The organism is Desulfosediminicola ganghwensis, assembly GCF_005116675.2.
GTDB lineage: Bacteria > Desulfobacterota > Desulfobulbia > Desulfobulbales > Desulfocapsaceae > Desulfopila > Desulfopila ganghwensis.
This window is the reverse complement of the sequence record NZ_CP050699.1, coordinates 1,574,517-1,590,607: the sequence shown is the minus strand read 5'-3', so window position 1 is coordinate 1,590,607 and position 16,091 is coordinate 1,574,517. Positions and strand designations below refer to the sequence as shown.

General features: G+C 49.1%; 15 protein-coding genes. 3 read left to right on the top strand and 12 right to left on the bottom strand.

The features are described from left to right. Window positions 1-91 precede the first annotated feature (91 nt). Window positions 92-1,633, bottom strand: coding sequence for a sigma-54-dependent Fis family transcriptional regulator (locus FCL45_RS06780; RefSeq protein WP_136798918.1), 1,542 nt, complete (start codon window positions 1,631-1,633; stop codon window positions 92-94). Window positions 1,634-2,062: 429 nt separating this feature from the next. Here FCL45_RS06780 and FCL45_RS24805 point away from each other — a divergent pair, with 429 nt between their 5' ends. The 3 genes from FCL45_RS24805 to FCL45_RS06770 all read left to right on the top strand — a co-directional run bounded on the left by FCL45_RS24805 (window position 2,063) and on the right by FCL45_RS06770 (window position 4,274). Next, window positions 2,063-2,197: a hypothetical protein gene (locus tag FCL45_RS24805; protein WP_267314009.1), complete on the top strand. Its 135-nt coding sequence runs from the start codon at window positions 2,063-2,065 to the stop codon at window positions 2,195-2,197. An 89-nt stretch (window positions 2,198-2,286) separates the two neighbouring features. Then, window positions 2,287-2,730 carry a Clp protease/crotonase-like domain-containing protein gene (locus FCL45_RS06775; protein WP_136798919.1) on the top strand — a complete coding sequence of 148 codons (444 nt, stop codon included), beginning with the start codon at window positions 2,287-2,289 and terminating at the stop codon, window positions 2,728-2,730. Beyond that, entirely contained in the window at window positions 2,727-4,274 is a 1,548-nt protein-coding gene (locus FCL45_RS06770) for an RluA/RlmK domain-containing protein (protein ID WP_136798920.1), read from the top strand. The genes FCL45_RS06775 and FCL45_RS06770 overlap by 4 nt, the downstream gene beginning before the upstream one ends. A gap of 458 nt (window positions 4,275-4,732) precedes the next feature. On the opposite strand, the gene FCL45_RS06765 is transcribed toward FCL45_RS06770, so the two are convergent. The 11 genes from FCL45_RS06765 to FCL45_RS06715 all read right to left on the bottom strand — a co-directional run bounded on the left by FCL45_RS06765 (window position 4,733) and on the right by FCL45_RS06715 (window position 16,076). Next, a complete protein-coding gene (locus FCL45_RS06765; RefSeq protein ID WP_136798921.1) occupies window positions 4,733-5,236 on the bottom strand; it encodes a M48 family metallopeptidase in 504 nt (167 codons plus the stop codon). Between the two features lie 277 nt (window positions 5,237-5,513). Next, window positions 5,514-6,734, bottom strand: a complete 1,221-nt coding sequence (gene dsrP, locus FCL45_RS06760; protein ID WP_136798922.1) for a sulfate reduction electron transfer complex DsrMKJOP subunit DsrP — start codon at window positions 6,732-6,734, stop codon at window positions 5,514-5,516. A gap of 10 nt (window positions 6,735-6,744) precedes the next feature. After that, entirely contained in the window at window positions 6,745-7,713 is a 969-nt protein-coding gene (locus tag FCL45_RS06755) for a 4Fe-4S dicluster domain-containing protein (protein ID WP_136798923.1), read from the bottom strand. A gap of 12 nt (window positions 7,714-7,725) precedes the next feature. Further along, window positions 7,726-8,331: a hypothetical protein gene (locus tag FCL45_RS06750; RefSeq protein ID WP_136798924.1), complete on the bottom strand. Its 606-nt coding sequence runs from the start codon at window positions 8,329-8,331 to the stop codon at window positions 7,726-7,728. 37 nt (window positions 8,332-8,368) lie between these two features. After that, window positions 8,369-9,025: a hypothetical protein gene (locus tag FCL45_RS06745; RefSeq protein WP_136798925.1), complete on the bottom strand. Its 657-nt coding sequence runs from the start codon at window positions 9,023-9,025 to the stop codon at window positions 8,369-8,371. After that, entirely contained in the window at window positions 9,025-11,343 is a 2,319-nt protein-coding gene (locus tag FCL45_RS06740; RefSeq protein ID WP_136798926.1) for a molybdopterin-dependent oxidoreductase, read from the bottom strand. Before FCL45_RS06740 ends, FCL45_RS06745 begins: the two co-directional genes overlap by 1 nt. A 33-nt stretch (window positions 11,344-11,376) precedes the next feature. Beyond that, window positions 11,377-11,610 carry a chaperone NapD gene (locus FCL45_RS06735; protein ID WP_167495853.1) on the bottom strand — a complete coding sequence of 78 codons (234 nt, stop codon included), beginning with the start codon at window positions 11,608-11,610 and terminating at the stop codon, window positions 11,377-11,379. 503 nt (window positions 11,611-12,113) lie between these two features. Next, window positions 12,114-12,998: a DMT family transporter gene (locus tag FCL45_RS06730; protein WP_136798928.1), complete on the bottom strand. Its 885-nt coding sequence runs from the start codon at window positions 12,996-12,998 to the stop codon at window positions 12,114-12,116. A gap of 144 nt (window positions 12,999-13,142) precedes the next feature. After that, window positions 13,143-13,958: a helix-turn-helix transcriptional regulator gene (locus FCL45_RS06725; RefSeq protein WP_136798929.1), complete on the bottom strand. Its 816-nt coding sequence runs from the start codon at window positions 13,956-13,958 to the stop codon at window positions 13,143-13,145. A gap of 1 nt (window position 13,959) precedes the next feature. Then, window positions 13,960-14,286 carry a quaternary ammonium compound efflux SMR transporter SugE gene (gene sugE / locus FCL45_RS06720; protein WP_136798930.1) on the bottom strand — a complete coding sequence of 109 codons (327 nt, stop codon included), beginning with the start codon at window positions 14,284-14,286 and terminating at the stop codon, window positions 13,960-13,962. Between the two features lie 107 nt (window positions 14,287-14,393). Beyond that, the gene (locus tag FCL45_RS06715; RefSeq protein ID WP_136798931.1) at window positions 14,394-16,076 is read right to left on the bottom strand and encodes a GGDEF domain-containing protein; all 1,683 of its coding nucleotides are present in this window, start codon (window positions 16,074-16,076) and stop codon (window positions 14,394-14,396) included. Between the last annotated feature and the right edge of the window lie 15 nt (window positions 16,077-16,091).

Genomic DNA, 16,091 nt, shown 5'->3' with positions numbered 1-16,091 from the left:
ATCTGAGCCGCAACCCTGAGATTGGACGGAAGGGTAGTTTTAGGATCGGAACTCAATAGTGATGTTGCAGTCTCAGCGGAGGAGCACGTCGTCAGACTGCAAGCTTGTAGCGTTTAAGTTTTTGAGCGAGCCCCTGTCGCGTAAGACTGAGCAGTCTGGCGGCCTGTGTTTTGTTTCCGGAGACCCTGTGCATGGCCTGACGAATAAGGTCCTTTTCAAGATGCTCTACATGATCAGGGATGGAGAGGGAATCACAATTCCCGAGGTCATTGGTCTCGACACTTCCGGGGCGGAAATTGAGCAGGCCAGGGGAACAGTTTTTGATCTGGATGATTTCATTGTCCGAGGTAAGTGCGACCAGCCGCTCTACTTCCCTCAGTAACTGGCGAACATTACCCGGCCAGGTATACTTCTCGAAAAAGTTGAGTACTTCGCTTGAAAATCCTGCGACATTTTTAGAGAAACGTTTATTCGTGGCCGCAAGGAAATGGAGCGAAAGCGGGAAAATGTCTTCTCGTCGTTCTCGAAGAGGGGGAACAACGATTTCCACCGAAAAAAGCCTGAAATAGAGATCTTCCCGGAATGTGCCTTTTCGCACCTCCGCCATGAGGTCCTTGTTCGTTGCACTGACGAGCCTCAGGTCATATTTCAGGTTTTTGTTGCCTCCCAGTCTGCGGCCCTCCTGTTCTTCAATTGCCCGTAAAAATTTGGACTGTACGCTAAGGGGCATCTCTGCGATTTCGTCAAGGAACAACGTACCGCCATGGGATTCTTCAAACCTGCCCTTCCGGCTGTTATCCGCTCCGGTAAATGCGCCTCTTTCATGTCCAAAAAATTCACTTTCGATGAGACTTTCCGGGATACAGGCACAGTTGACGGGAACAAACGGTTTTGCCTGTCGCGCTCCTTTTTCATGGATCATGTGGGCAAGCAATTCCTTCCCGGTCCCGTTTTCGCCAAGAAGTACGACATTTACCGGAGTGTTGCTGACAACCTCCACCATGTCGAGAACTTCCAGCATAGCGGGGCTTTCGGCAATAACACGTTTCTCGGTGGCCGAGGTCCGGCTCAATCTGTCGACTTCCTGACCGAGAACATCGGCGAGTTGCAGAATCTCCTTGTTCAGCAGGATCGTTTCGATGGAGGAGGAGAGCAGCTGGGCCACCTCTTCCAGCACAACACTGTCGTTATCTGTAAAGGTTCTATCACCCACCTTATTCAGCAGCTGTATAGCGCCATAAACCCTTATATCCTTTTTGCTTTTTATGGGAGCGCATAGCAGATTCCGGCAAACAAAGCCTGTCTGTTTGGCTGTGTGGAGATGATAGCCTGAATGACTGCTCAGGTTATTATCAATTATGCTTTGCCCTGTTGAAATTGCCTGCCCCACAATACTGTCTTCAAGCGGCGGCATAATGTGCATTTCTTCCAGACCGGTTCCAAACACTGAGCAGATTTTGTTTGAGTCGCTGTCCAGGATGAAAATTGTACACCGTTCTACCCCCATAACCTTGGGAAGAATCCTGGTATAGAAAATGACCGATGACTTATAATTTTCGAGCGTACCCGAGTTGGACGCCTGGGAAAGTCGTTGTCGAAGTTGGCTGAGGTCCTGCTTTGAAGCGTTCTTCACATTAATTATGACCCTGGTGGTAACAATGCTGAGCGGTGTTGAGTTAGCTTACTAACGTAATGAAATATAAAAGAAATGTCAATTACTTGTCCGCACATTGTGTAAACAAAGTTACCTGACGAGCAATGGGGTGTAAACAAGGTTGACGGTTACTTTCGAAAGTAAATGAAATATAGGGTCTCCCTTTTTCAACGCTGTTACCTTCCTCCCGATCAGCGACTCGACTTATTCTCTGAATCGATGGATTCCTATGGCCGGGCCCTTGCTGGCATTTGATCGTATCTCTACCAACAACTTGCCAGCAACATCCTTGGAAAACAGCGAACGATAGTTGCTTCTTTCCTCTTCGATGTTCGCTGCCAATGCAGGATGCTCAGGATGTGGCGTGCATATCTCCAACAAACCACAGACACCATTAAGATGCCAGGCATGCAAAACATACTAGCCAGGGTCTTTGACCATCTCTACTCTCAATGGATCAAGTTCAATAATATCGTTTCCCGCTTTTGTATCTTGAAAGCAAATAACACCAGCGCCAAAATAGATATCCTGCCACAGAAATGACTTGATCTCTCTCGGTCTCTGGCCTGTCGTAGTTTCCCCATTCCTATTTTCCTGCTTTTTATTCTGCAAAGAGTAGAGTAAAAAATGATATGCCAGCAAGGCATAGACGTGTCATGCCCCAACAGCAGGGATACACCGATATCATTAGGGAGCATGAAAACGGAGTTGCCAGAAGTACCATCAGCAGACCGGATACGCTCAATACAACTGTCGAAGGGGTCACAGTCTGGATTATCCCGACGAGCCTCTTTCATTGCGATAGAGTTGTCGCCTCTTCAACCTCCAGTTATAGAGTACAATTTGCCAACCCTGGAGTCGGCCCCGCAGGTGCATCAAATGTGCGCCCGCCCCTGCTGATAAGACCAAATCACGCTCGCGAGGTTCTGCGTATCTGTCGGTGCTTTACTGCCGATGAGGCACGCTCATGGGTGCTGATCAACCAGATAACTGATCATGACTGCACCAACGAAGGTGCAATGAAACAGTCAACCACTGTTCAAATAAGACATTCAGCTGATGAAGTAATATTATGATTGCATATGAAGATGATAACTGGCTGGTCGTAAACAAGCCCACGGGACTGTCAACACATGCCGCTGTGAGAGGCGGTTCCGGATTGGTGGAGTGGCTGGAGCTCCACCACAACCTGAAAGCCTTTGTATGTTGCAGACTTGACAAGGGAACGAGTGGGGTTTTACTCTTTGCCAAAACAAAAAAAGCGAGCAGCCTGGCTCAGGACATTCATGAAACTCTTCAGGCAGAGAAGACCTATCATTTCATAAGCCATCGACCTTATAAGGGAAAAGAAGGTAAAAATACGCAGTGGACCATTAATGAGCCCCTGGCCGGAAAGGAGTGTTCGACACAATTTCGGTTCATAGAAAGCGGTCACGGCTGCTATTGTTATGAAGCTGTCATCAAGCGTGGGCGTACTCATCAGATACGACAGCATGCGGCTCTCTCCGGCGTACCTATCCTTGGTGATGAAGAGTATGGAGGCAGGTCCTTTTCACGACTCTGTCTGCATTCCAGCAGGCTCAATTGGCCTGGTATTTCTGCGGAAGTAACAGCACAATTTCCTGATTCTTTTACCTTCCTTTTGAAAGGGAAAGAGCGAATTTTGCAGGATGCAGCGGTGGCTTGGGAACGGCGAATGGGGTGGCCCGGCACGGTGAGCAACAGTTATCGGCTTATCCATCGCGGAGAGCTGGATTTACCGGTGAGCATAGACATCTATGATGCGTATCTTTCTATTGCCGCTTTTAGTGAGCAGCTGACTTCCGGACAGCTCAAGAGCAAACTGGCCCCTGTCTGCGATTATCTGGCAACAAAAATCGAATGGCGTGGTGCACTGTTACGGCAACATGCTAAAAATCCGCATCGCAAAAAACTTATTCAGGACGTGATCTGTTGGGGGGAACCGATACCGGATAGCGTTTTGGCACGTGAGCACGATCTGTTCTTTGAGGTGAACATCAACGATTCACAGCATGTGGGACTCTTCCTCGATCAACGCGATTCCAGAAGGCGCGTGAGCAAAACCGCTGGCGCTCGACGTGTAGCAAACCTTTTCTCGTTTACCTGCTCATTTTCCGCAGCTGCTCTTGCTGGCGGGGCTGAAGTTGTTTTTTCCGTGGATCTGGCCGGCTCGACCCTGGCTCGGGGAAAGGAAAATTTTGCAATCAATGGTCTTGATCAATCAGGTCGGGGCAAATTTATACAGGGAGATGTATGTAAATGGTTGAGCAGGCAGGAGCGCAAACAGAGTGCTGATCCAAGTGATTATGCCTATTGGGATCTCATTATTTGTGACCCCCCGGTATTTGCTTCTGCCGGCAAAGGTCGCGGATTCCATGTTGAGCAGCAATGGCCGGAACTTGCCAGACAGATTCGATTACTGCTCTCTGGTAACGGTATTGCTCTCTTTGCCAATAATCATCGCGGCGGAAAGCCGGCTTATTATCTCCAGGAATTGGAAAAACATTTCGGCACAGTCACCCAACTTAGCCCGCCGATGGATTTCCCGGTACTGGAAGACCAGCCGGAGCATGTGCGGATCTACTGGTGTGAGGTGTAACCCGAATATCTCATGACCTTTTCAAATTGAATCTCGAATGGTTGCCAGCACTGAATTGTTTGAATCGTTCACAATCAGAGTGCTGTTCATCTCAAGTAGAAAAAGGTCACCCTGCGGGTCAAGAGATTTTTTCGCAGAGCCTTCGTTACAGGCCATAGGCGGTAAATTACTACAGCTCCACGGCCTGTGCCTCGATCTGCGAAAAACTTTCTTGATGAGAAAGTCGGGCTAACCCGAATTTCTCATGACCTGTTAAAATTGAATCTCGAATGGTTGCCAGCACTGAATTGTTTGAATCGTTCACAATCAGAGTGCTGTTCGTCTCAAGTCGAAAAAGGTCACCCTGCGGGTCAAGAGATTTTTCCGCAGAGCCTTCGTTACAGGGTCGTATAGTTACAACTCTCCCCCAAACAGGATAGAAGTTACTGTGCTAAATCTTCGTGGGAATTTTATTGAGTTCAATACAACGGCCCAAAAATATCCAACTGTGTCAGATAGAGGCGCATATCGAATTCAAGTTGATGGTATTGGGGCTCTATATGCTTACAGAGCTTATAAAAAGCTTTGTTGTGCTCCCTCTCTTTGATGTGAGCAAGTTCATGCACGACAATCATGCGAAGAAGTGGTTCTGGTGCGTTTCTAAACGCAGAGGAGATGCGGATCTCATTTTTGGATTTCAACTTGTTCCCCTGCACCCGCGATATAATTTTGTGCACACCGAGGGCTTGATAGTGCATCTTGATTTTGGCGTCATAGAGCACTTTGCTGAGAGGCTGTGACTTTTGTATGGAAGAATTTTTGATCGCCGTCACGTACTCGTAGAGAGCTTTATCGGTACGAATTTCATGGGGTGAAGGATACTTTTGAAGAAGGAGTGCGGGCAATTTCCCCTTCTCGATCAGGTGCTGTACCTGCGCTGTGATATCGTTGGGATAACCTTGTAAATATTGTAGTTCCTGCACTGAGTCACCTGATCAATTATTAGATTGTATGAGTTTTTTTGGGGGGAGGATACACTGCTACCCTTTCAAATTATGAACAACAGACGTTCAAGTCCAGCCCCTGCTCTGTGTTACACCATCTCCGCTGAAACACAAAGAAGAAATGAAATCCCGGCGTCATGGCAGTAGAAAAGGCGGTCTATCCAAATGAGTTTCCAGTTAGCCTTTCCGTCCCTCTGATTGCCGTATAGAGTTCTGGTCAAAGTGGAATCTCTCTAAAAGTTATACCTATGTTACCTTAGCCTAGGGGATTTTCGTTCTGTTCGATTATGAGCGCCACCCGGACCAACCAGGTCACCACAGTTATGCCAAGCGCGAGTATGCCCAAGGTCACACAGAGTTCAACCCAGGTTGGCAAATAGTCCACAACCTCACCGAGCGGGCTTGGGATCAGGCCGGGCACAATAAGACCAATCCCCTTTTCCATCCATATCGCTATAAATAGTAAGCCACAAGCTGGCAGTAAAACTTTAGGGTTATTCTTGCCTGGGTTCAGGGCAAGCACCAGAGTGGCGAGGACATTTGCACATACCGAAGTCCAGATCCAGGGAACAAGTGCGTCATAGCCATCCAGCCCAAAAAAGAGATATACCGCAGAGATTGAATGATGGGTGGTAAAATAGAACTCTTTAAAGATCTCTGAAAAGAGCATGATGAGGTTAATTATCGCCGAAATGACAATGATAATCCGCAGCTTACTGAAGACGGACCTGTCAATCTTGTAGGTGGTAGAGCTATGAATAATTGCCAGAATAAGAGTAATAAGGGCCGGGCCTGCAGCAAAAGCCGAAGCGAGAAAGCGTGGCCCCATTAATGGATTGTTCCAAAATGGCCGCGCAGGCAGGCCCTGATAGAGAAAGGCTGTAACCATATGAATGGAAAATGCCCAGAATATCGACAGAAAGACGAAGGGCCGATACTTTCTTTCATCCGCCTTTCTACCCATATAGTGACAATATAAGATATAGGCTGGCACAAGGGCGTTTAACAGAAGATACCCATTCAGAACAACTACATCCCAGGCAAGAATCGATGAAGGGAAATTGAATAGTCCAATGCCCGGAATAAGATGCCATGCCTGCAGCGGGCCGCCCAGATCTACCAGAATAAAGGTCAGACACATAATTAATGCGCCAACCGCCACCCCCTCACCAATAATGACCACCCGATGAAAATCAGGGTCATGAAAGACGTAGGCCGGTAAAATCAGCATAACCGCAGCAGCTGCCACTCCTACCAGAAAAGTGAAGTTGGAAATGTAAAACCCCCAGCTGACGATGTCGTTCATACCCGTTACAGACAGGCCGTACCGAGCCTGAAAAGAATAGGCATAAATGCCAAGGCCCATACAACCGAGCAGCACCAGCCTGAATATCTGAAAGGCCGGGGTGCCCTGAAGATTCCAACGAATACCGTCTATAAAGAATGTTTTCAGACTCTTCTCATGAAGTGCTCGCATATGACACCTATCAGTCAATAAAGTACCAAAACTTAGGATCCGTCTCTAATTCCTCCTTCATCCTGAACACCTTCTTATGTTTCAGGACATAACGAATCTCACTGTCCGGGTCGAGCAAGTTGCCAAATACACGGGCACCTGTCGGGCATGCTTCAACACATGCTGGCAGCCGGCCTTTTCTGGTTCGTTGAATGCAAAAGGTACATTTTTCCATCTTTCCCATAGGCCGGATACGGTTACCGAGGTAATGCTGTTTGGTGTTTATCTCGTCTTTCGGTATTTCCGGCTTTCCCCAGTTAAATCTTCGGCCATAGTATGGACACGCCGCCTGACAATATCGGCAGCCGATACACCAATCGTAGTCAACAACCACAATTCCGTCCGGTTCTTTCCAGGTCGCTTTGGTCGGGCAGGCCTTGGTACACGGGGCATTTTCACAGTGAAAACATTGCGTACCCATATAAAATTTATTATCCACCGGCACCTCATGGTAATACTGGCCATCCCCGGTGCTAGGGTCGAGTTTGCCCGGCTCCATTTCAAAAATCCGGATATATTGGGTGTGTACTTTACGGTCTAAATTGTTCTCTTTTATGCAGGCGGTGACACACTCCATAAACCCTGTACAGCGTGTGATATTAAAACCGTAACCATAGAGCACACCATCAATCGGAGGCTCACTGCCCATCTGCAGATCAAGATTGTTCTCAAGCTTTGCCAGCCGCTCCAGCCGCCCCACGGCTGCATCTTTTTCCTCTTGGGTCATCAAACGATAATGTTTTTTGAAAAACTCCTGCCAGCGCAGTTTCATCTCCTCTGTACTTGCTTCCGCAAGAGAAGGAATGCAGCCGGTGGTCAAGGCCGCACTTCCCGCAGCGGCAGCAATTGAGAGATTTTTTATAAACGATCTTCTGCTGCTATCACCTTCAAGAAGTTTTATAATATCAGACTCTTTAGGGTGCTTTTTATCAGAGCTCATATTTTCTCCCGATCAGTCCAGAGGCACCGAATAGGTAGCCGGGAATCGTTTTTCAAAGCGCGGCGAATGAGGGTTATGGCAAGTAGCGCAGTTATAGACCACGCGCTCACCGGCCCAGTTGGCCACCCTCTTGCCATGTGCCCCGGCGAGCCAGTCCCTTTTCTGGCGGAAATGGCACTGACCACATAACTGATAACTGTGATCAAAATCTATTTTCCGCCCCTTTTTATCTTCCAGGTAATCGCGTTCCTCACGGTGATGACAATCGATGCAAACAAGAGCTCTGCCACCCAGGCCGTGCTGCAGCACCACATCGCTGTGGGTGAGCTCAAGCCCTTGCCGTGCTTTCACCGGTTTATCGGTATGGCAACTGCTGCACTTGTAACGCCCTATCTGCTTTTTTCTGGCCAGAACCCGAAAAAATTCATCATTATTCGGTGACATGGTAACTACCGTTTCTTCGATAACCTGCTTTTCAAGAGGAACAGTTCGGTTATCAAAAGGCGCTTCCGACTCTCTCACCTCATCCATAAACGATTTCCTGGCTGCCATTGCGAAGCTGCCGTAGATGCAGGCCGAAAGCAAAAGGAGAAAACACAAACCGACTCTTCTGTTCATTGTAAACCTTGCCTGGGTGGTGGTTAGAACCGTTCAACTATTCCGGCCGCTCAAATTCCTTAAATGGTGCTGTCCGAATAACGACCGAATGACATTGCCGACAGTCACCCCTTGAACTGTGCTGTATCTGTATCTCGACCACTGCCGCCGGGCCCGTATGGCAGGCTATACAGTTTTCCCGCAGTTGCAGGCTATGCGGCACCGCTGGTGGTGAACTGCTGAGAAACGATTGACCAAGGCGGGGCGGTTGTATAGATACCCAATCTGTTTCGACAAACTTTTCCTCTGTCTGCACCAGGGTGTGACATTGATAGCATAAGATATTCTCCGGATGCGGCGTAACAGGAGCGAATGCATCAAATTCCTGACTGTATCCACCCTTTTCGTGGCATGAGAGACAATCTGTCTCATTACCGCTGAAGGTGATATCCACCTCATGGGGAATGCGTGGCGGAGAGCCGGGGTACTGACGCAGGCCGTAAAAATCCGCCAGGGTTCTGGCACCGGAGCCCGCCTCAAGATTGATTACCGGAGTCTCTTTCTGAGCCCTGAAAATTTTCCAGCCCTCATTATCAAACCGAACAGGGACATTGGATTCTGCCAAGACAGTTGTCTGCAATACTATTGAAATACCGACGAAACCGAGAATGGCAACGTACGCAAGCAACTTGCCCTCCTGATTGAGATATTTCATCACACTTTCTCCAGTCGTACAGCACATTTTTTATAATCCGGCTGTTTGGAAATAGGACAAAAGGCATCCAGCGTCACCTCGTTAATGAGGTAACTTTCATCGAAAAACGGTACAAAGACCATACCTCTCACCGGTACCCCCCTGCCGTTTATCTGGGCTGGTATTGTTATCTCGCCCCTGCGGGAGATGATCTTGACGCGCTCACCGTTCACAACCCCCAACTCGGCTGCATCCTCCGGGTGAATCTCCACATAGGACGATGGCACAGCATTATGCAGCACCGGCACCCTCCTGGTCATCGAGCCGGTATGCCAGTGTTCGATAACCCGGCCGGTATTGAGCCAGAAATTATACTCAGCGTCGGGAGATTCTGCGGCAGGTTCATACGGTCGTGCCCATATCCAGGCGCGGTTATCCTGCTTACCGTAAAAATGAAAATCTTTACCGTTGGTGCAGGCGGGATCGTGCTTGGCGTTGAAGCGCCACCTGGTCTCTTTACCGTTTACAAAGGGCCATTGCACTCCCGAGCGCTCACGTAGTACCGTGTAAGGAGCCATTTCATGTTTCGGCCCGGCATGGAATTTTCGATATTCTTCCCATATGTTGGCAATATATTCTTCCTGGTCCCAGGGGAACTGCTTCTCAAAGCCGAGCCGTCGTGCTACCTCGATAATCTGCCAGGTATCACACATCGCTTCGCCCGGCGGCTCGACAATGCGTGTAAAATGCTGGGTTCTACGCTCTGAGTTACCATACATTCCTTCCTGCTCTATCCACATCGCAGCTGGCAGGATCACATCAGCCACATCGGTGGTTGGGGTTGGGTACACATCTGATACCACCACAAAGCGGTCTTCTTTCAGGGAACCATCACGATACCTTTTCAGGTTGGGCATGGTTACCATCGGGTTGGTTACCTGGATCCAGATAAAGCGTATATCACCCCTGTCGAGGGCACGAAACATTTCAACGGTGTGATAGGTTGGCTTCGGGTCGATATTCTCAAGCGGGACATCCCATATCTCCGCGGCCTTTTCACGGGCGTGTTCATTGGTAACCTCGCCATAGGGCAACCTGTTGGTCAGGGTACCGACCTCACGCACCGTTCCGCAGGCGCTGGGCTGGCCGGTGAGTGAAAAGGGGCTGTTGCCCGGGGTGGAAATCTTGCCCACCAGCAGGTGAATATTATAGACAAGGTTATTTATCCAGGTGCCACGGGTATGCTGATTCATCCCCATACACCAAAATGACGTAACCTTCAGGGAAGGATCACCATAAAGAGCAGCCAGATACTTGATATCCCGAGCTGAAACCCCGGAAATCTTTTCTACTTTTTCCGGAGTATAATCCTGCAGAAACTCTTCGAACTGGCCAAAGTTGATAGTTTCAGGCTGGTCTGTAAAAGAGAAATGATCTTCTGTGCCATAGCCTATATTGGTTTTTCCGCTATGAAAAGAAACATGCTCGTCGACAAAGTTCTGGTTCACCCAGCCGTTTTTGATAATTTCATAGCAGATGGCATTGGCCACGGCCAAATCGGTTTGCGGCTTGAAAATTATACTTTTATCTGCGGCCTGGCTGGTTCTGGTATAGCGGGTGGCGAAATCGATAATGGCAACATTGCTTCTGCGTTTCCTGTTGGCCAACATCCTCGAAAACAACACCGGATGCATCTCCGCCATATTGTTGCCCCAGGTGATGAAGACGTTGGCGTGATCAATGTCTTCGTAACAGCCCATCGGTTCATCAATGCCGAAAGAAGTCATGAAACCGGTTACAGCGCTGGCCATGCACAGCCGGGCATTCGCTTCTACATTGTTGGTGCCCAGACACCCTTTAAACAGCTTCGATGCGACATAACCATCAGGGATGGTCCACTGGCCAGAGCCATAAATCGCCACAGAGTCTTTGCCATATTGCTCTCTGGTCTCAGTGATTTTGTCAGCGATAAGATCAAGAGCCTCCTGGATGGGCACATCAACCAAGGTGCCGTTCTTTCGCACCTGGGCTTTGGTCAGCCGATCTTTACCATACAGTGCCTGCACCGAATGGTAGCCCTTCATGCAGCACAGCCCTTTATTCACGCTGCAGTTCGGATCACCCTTGACCGCAACCGCCCGACCATCACTCACTCCCACCAACACACCGCAACCGGTGCCGCAGAAACGGCAGGGAGATTTCTGCCACGCAATAACCCCTGAGTTATTCGATAGTCTGGTCCAGTCTCCGAAGCTTATGCCAGGAAAAAGAGAACCGGCAGTCGCAAATGCACTTGTTATCGCCGCCTGTTTTATAAACTGTCTTCTGTCGAGTTTCATGGTCTGTGTAATCTCCCTTGTCATTCTGTTTCGTCATAACGTATCGTCATAACCGAAGGCCAGGCTCAAAGATTGCAGAGACGGCAGGGTCTTCAATGTTTCGGCAAGCTGTTTCTCCGTCGCATGGTCAGGAGTATCCGTCACAAGGACGATCACCTCCTGATTTTCGGCTGGAATCACTTCACAATATTTGAGAGCAGATAATTCAGAGCAGAGTGACTCCCTTGCATTTGCTTTAGCAATGGCGAGATAACTGAAGATCGGCATACATTCTCCCTTGATGGGCATGAATTGAACGTGCCATATTGTCTACATAAACCCACAGCAGATATACCGGCTTTATGTAGTCTGATTGTGTTGACATTGATCAAGCACCATAACCCAAGGCGTTTACCAATGAACAATTCGGTACTACATCATATCACTCATCCATTCGGAAAAACAACGAACTGACGGAAGCTCGGCACAATGGGGTACCAAAAATATAAGCGGTATTGGTTGAGGGCAATTCATGACGGATAGAGTTGAAAAAACTCATATGAATTGAATACCTTGGAAAGGTTATATGCAGCAGATCAATTCTTGGTGGCACGGGTTGAGAACACCGTTGCCGAGTTAGAAGGCAGTGTGGTGCTTCCAGAACAAAAAATGCTTCAAGGCTCTGGTAACACACCAATGATACAGCAATTATGAGATAGGAAAACAAGCTTAATCAGACATAAGTACCTCCCATTTTAACAACCAACCGGTTCCATTCTCACCATCTTTTTTCAATTTGACGTCTTTTTCGTTCCACCCTTTTCAAGCATATTCAATCTTAACCTGCCAAGAAGTGAGGCGCCAATAATCAAACACATTCCCCAGATCACGGACGTGTTGATCTTCTGACCATGAACCAGCGCCACCAGCAACACCGCAAGTGGCGGGGTGAGGTAGCTCAAAAAGCCGACAATCACCATATTGCCTGTGGTAACAGCCCTGTTCCACAAGAAAAATGACAGACCAAGCGGCACGCAGCCAAGGTAGGTTGCCGATAATAGAGCCTGCAGAGATGGCATCTCATATGGCCCGGTGCAAACATAAAGAATCGCCGAGCAGATCGCCGCGTAGATGGTGAAGGCGGTCATTGGCTCCTCTTTTATTTTCAGATATGGCAATGCTACGGAAAAACTCGACCAGATCAGACCACAGCACAGGGCGAGCAGATAGCCGGGCATGGCCGCAGCCTGAAAAGAGAGTTCCTTGCCGCCACCAATCACCAGAGCTGCGCCGGCAAAGCCGAGTACGGCTGTGACAATCATCGACGGCGCCAACCGCTTCAAGCGCAGAATTGACGAGAAGATCACGATCCACAAAGACCAGGTCGTAGCCAGAATGGCACCTTCGGCCAGAGGTGCCCGCTCCAGTGCCAGATAATAGACGAAATGGTAAACAAAAATCCCCGTTACACCAAAAAGAGATGCAGGAAGTGGGGGCAGAAAAACTCTGGCTGAACGCTTTACCACAAGATCCTGCAGGTACAGATAGATCGCTGCAGCTGTGAAGCTGAAAAACATCAGCTCTGGTGTTGTGAGTTCTACCAGACCTGAGCCTGTCGCCGCGGGCAGACTGGCCCAGCAGAGAATTGCGCCGAGCGCGTAGAGATAGGGAGTCATAATGGTATTCGTTTCCTGTTCTTCTGGTTAAAATATATCGATCAGCCAGGATAACGAATAATCACCAGCCACGTCTTGAACAAAATTGACCTGGGCGGCGCGGATTGCGTTGTCAGTCTGAAAAGTCTTCAGGTCGTGCTACTTCTACAGGTTTACGTAACGCCCAGGCGTAAGCCCATAGCGCTCTTTGAATTTGCGGGTGAGGTGACTCTGGTCGGCGAAACCTGAACGGAAGGCTGCATCGGCAATGGAAACATCTGCCCCCAACAGCCTGCGTGCCTTCTCCAGTCGCAACTGTACCAGATAGGCGTGGGGTGATATTCCACAGTGCTTTTTAAAGAGACGGATCACGTAGTGTTCGGTACAACCGGCCAACTCGGCCAATTGAGAGAGCGTGTGAGACTGTGCCGGGTCGCTGTGCAGAACTTCGGCAAGCTGTGAAAATCTTTTATTGGTAAAACGTACGCTTTGGCCTGAACTACGCTGTACCGCAGTGGTGTTCCGCCAGAGTCTGGTAAAAAGGCTGACCACAAACTGTTCGGTAACCAGTTGCTCCTGTCCCGAGACAACAGCCTCATGGAGATTGAGTAACTCACGCCAGCTCACCTCATCATGATAGGTTGCTGTCGGCAGGTTTATGGTATCAGGAATACCGATGAACATCTGCGCCACCCGGCTAAAAAAATCGGGTGCCAGATAGAGGCTGCGGAGGTGACGCCCGCTGCCCTCACAGGGATGATTGGTATGGGCCACTCCCGGTTCTATTACGCTGACGCTACCCGGTTGCAGGATGTCACTGTCTCCTTTCACCGAGAAATGCTCACCACCAGCTGAGTTGAGCCAGATAACGTGCCCATCGTGGATGTGAGTGCCGAAGTGGAAATCACTCACGCAGGAGAGCGCTTCGATACCGGTCCCGGGCGAGGATGCGTATATGATATCACCGGGTGTTGAAATCATCTCACTCCGCGCTCATAGCCAGGAATTTCAACCCCATAATCCCTGTCACAATCAATAGCAGACACAAGATTCTCATGATATCACGTGACTCATCAAACAACACCATACCCATAATGGCTACCCCAACGGCACCAATCCCGGTCCACACCGCATAGGCAGTACCGACCGGAATGGTTTTCATAGCTGCAGAGAGCAGAAAAAAACTTACCCCCATTGCTGCGACAGTGAACAATGAGGGCATCAGTTTTGTGAAACCTTCAGTATATTTCAGGCCAATAGCCCAACCACACTCAAACAACCCTGCAATAAACAGATATAACCAAGCCATTCCAAACACATAAAAGTAAAAAATCAAAACACCACAAAACGTTGCCAACAGAGCCCCGGCACGCTACCCAACAAAAGAGTCAGGATACAGCTCTTGCCCAGGTATATTCAAGACATTTCGTCCTGCCAGCCACCTGTCAGGCTGCCCGTTTGAAAAACTTCCACTCGATTTCGCCCCATTTTCTTAGCAAGGTAGAGTGCTCGGTCGGCAAACCCCAGAGCATCATCAATCTTGACTTGGTTCAGCCGAACCTCAACCATGCCAATGCTAATTGTCAGTACAAGTTCTTTACCGTTTTTCGTTTGCAGTGGTTTAGAGGCAACGGTGGTTCGAATACGTTCTGCGGCTATTACGCCCTCCTCCAGAGAGGTTTCAGGCATAATCAAGGCAAACTCTTCGCCGCCGTAGCGGGCAAAGATATCTATTGAACGGATTGCACCTTTGCAACTCTGAGCCACTTCGAACAGGGCGTGATCACCAAAATTATGACCATGGGTGTCATTCACCTTCTTGAAATGATCGATATCCAGCATCATTATCACCGAGACACTATTATGTCGGGTCGCCCGGTCTGTCTCAATTGCGGCCAACTCAAAAAAATGACGTCTGTTCCACACCTGGGTTAACTGGTCGACTGCGGCAAGATTTCTGAGACGCACTGCTTTTCCCAGTAATTCTTCCGCTGCCTTGGCCATCACCGCGATCTCATCCCTGCCTCTTACCGGGATATGGGGCGGCTCACTCCCCGACTCCGCCACCATGGCACGGCTGATGAGGCTGAGCCTGTCACCAAAGCCACTCACCACAACCCTGCGATAGAGTATATAGAGCGTTACAATCGCCCCGAGAGTGAGCATTGTAGTGATGTACAACCCTATGCGCTCTTTCTCAATGACCTTTGCCGCAGTTTGATGAAAGTGGCCGAAAACCACATCCACCGACTCTGAAGCAAGGGAGGCCAGGTTTATTATCTGCTCATCCAGTTCTGTCGAAAACATGGCAACGTCCTCATTTATCAGCAGGTACTTGCGATGCCTGTCATAGAGCGCCTCCATGTCACTGATATGGGTCTGATAGACACTCTTCACAGGTGCCAGTTGCTGATTGGCCGCCAGCATTTTGGTATACACACCCTTGATGATAACGAAAGAGTCCTCCAGCGCATCAATTTCTTCACTCTCTTTCACCAACTCAAGCTGGCTTGAGATGATAACCATCTTTAGGAGACAGCTACGTAACAGATCCGCGGTAACCTGCTGGGCATCAACAGCGACCTTTTCCCGCCATACCTCAGCATTGACTACCGCAGCATAGGGCAGCGCCTCCGCCAGCAGCTGACTGCCGATATCACCAAGCAGACTCTCTCTCTGGTGTTCGATCTCCAGCTTATGGGCCTCAAGCTGGAAAATCTGCAGCACTAGAGTGTGAATCGCCTGACTCAGGTAATTGAGTTTCAGGAGATCGAACCCCCCCTCCTTCTGTGATATTCTCGCTGTGGTGTCTTCCAGTCTGTAGAGCAGTACCTCGAGCCGCCCATAGATCAGGCTCAGGTCATCGACAGTATCGCTCTCTGTCAGGTCCCGGCTGAAATTGCCGATTTCGGTAACCGTATGCTCAAGTGCATTTGCCGTCTCTATACTGGGAAGGGTATTCTCAACGAAGATCTCTGTGGCCGATAGCAGCTGGTTTGAATAGTAAAAATACAGACAGCCTCCCAGCAGAATAACCAGCACTGCAATAACCAGGGTCGCCGTCAATCTTGATTGAATACTGTAAAACCATTTTCTCATCAGTTTGCCCGAATA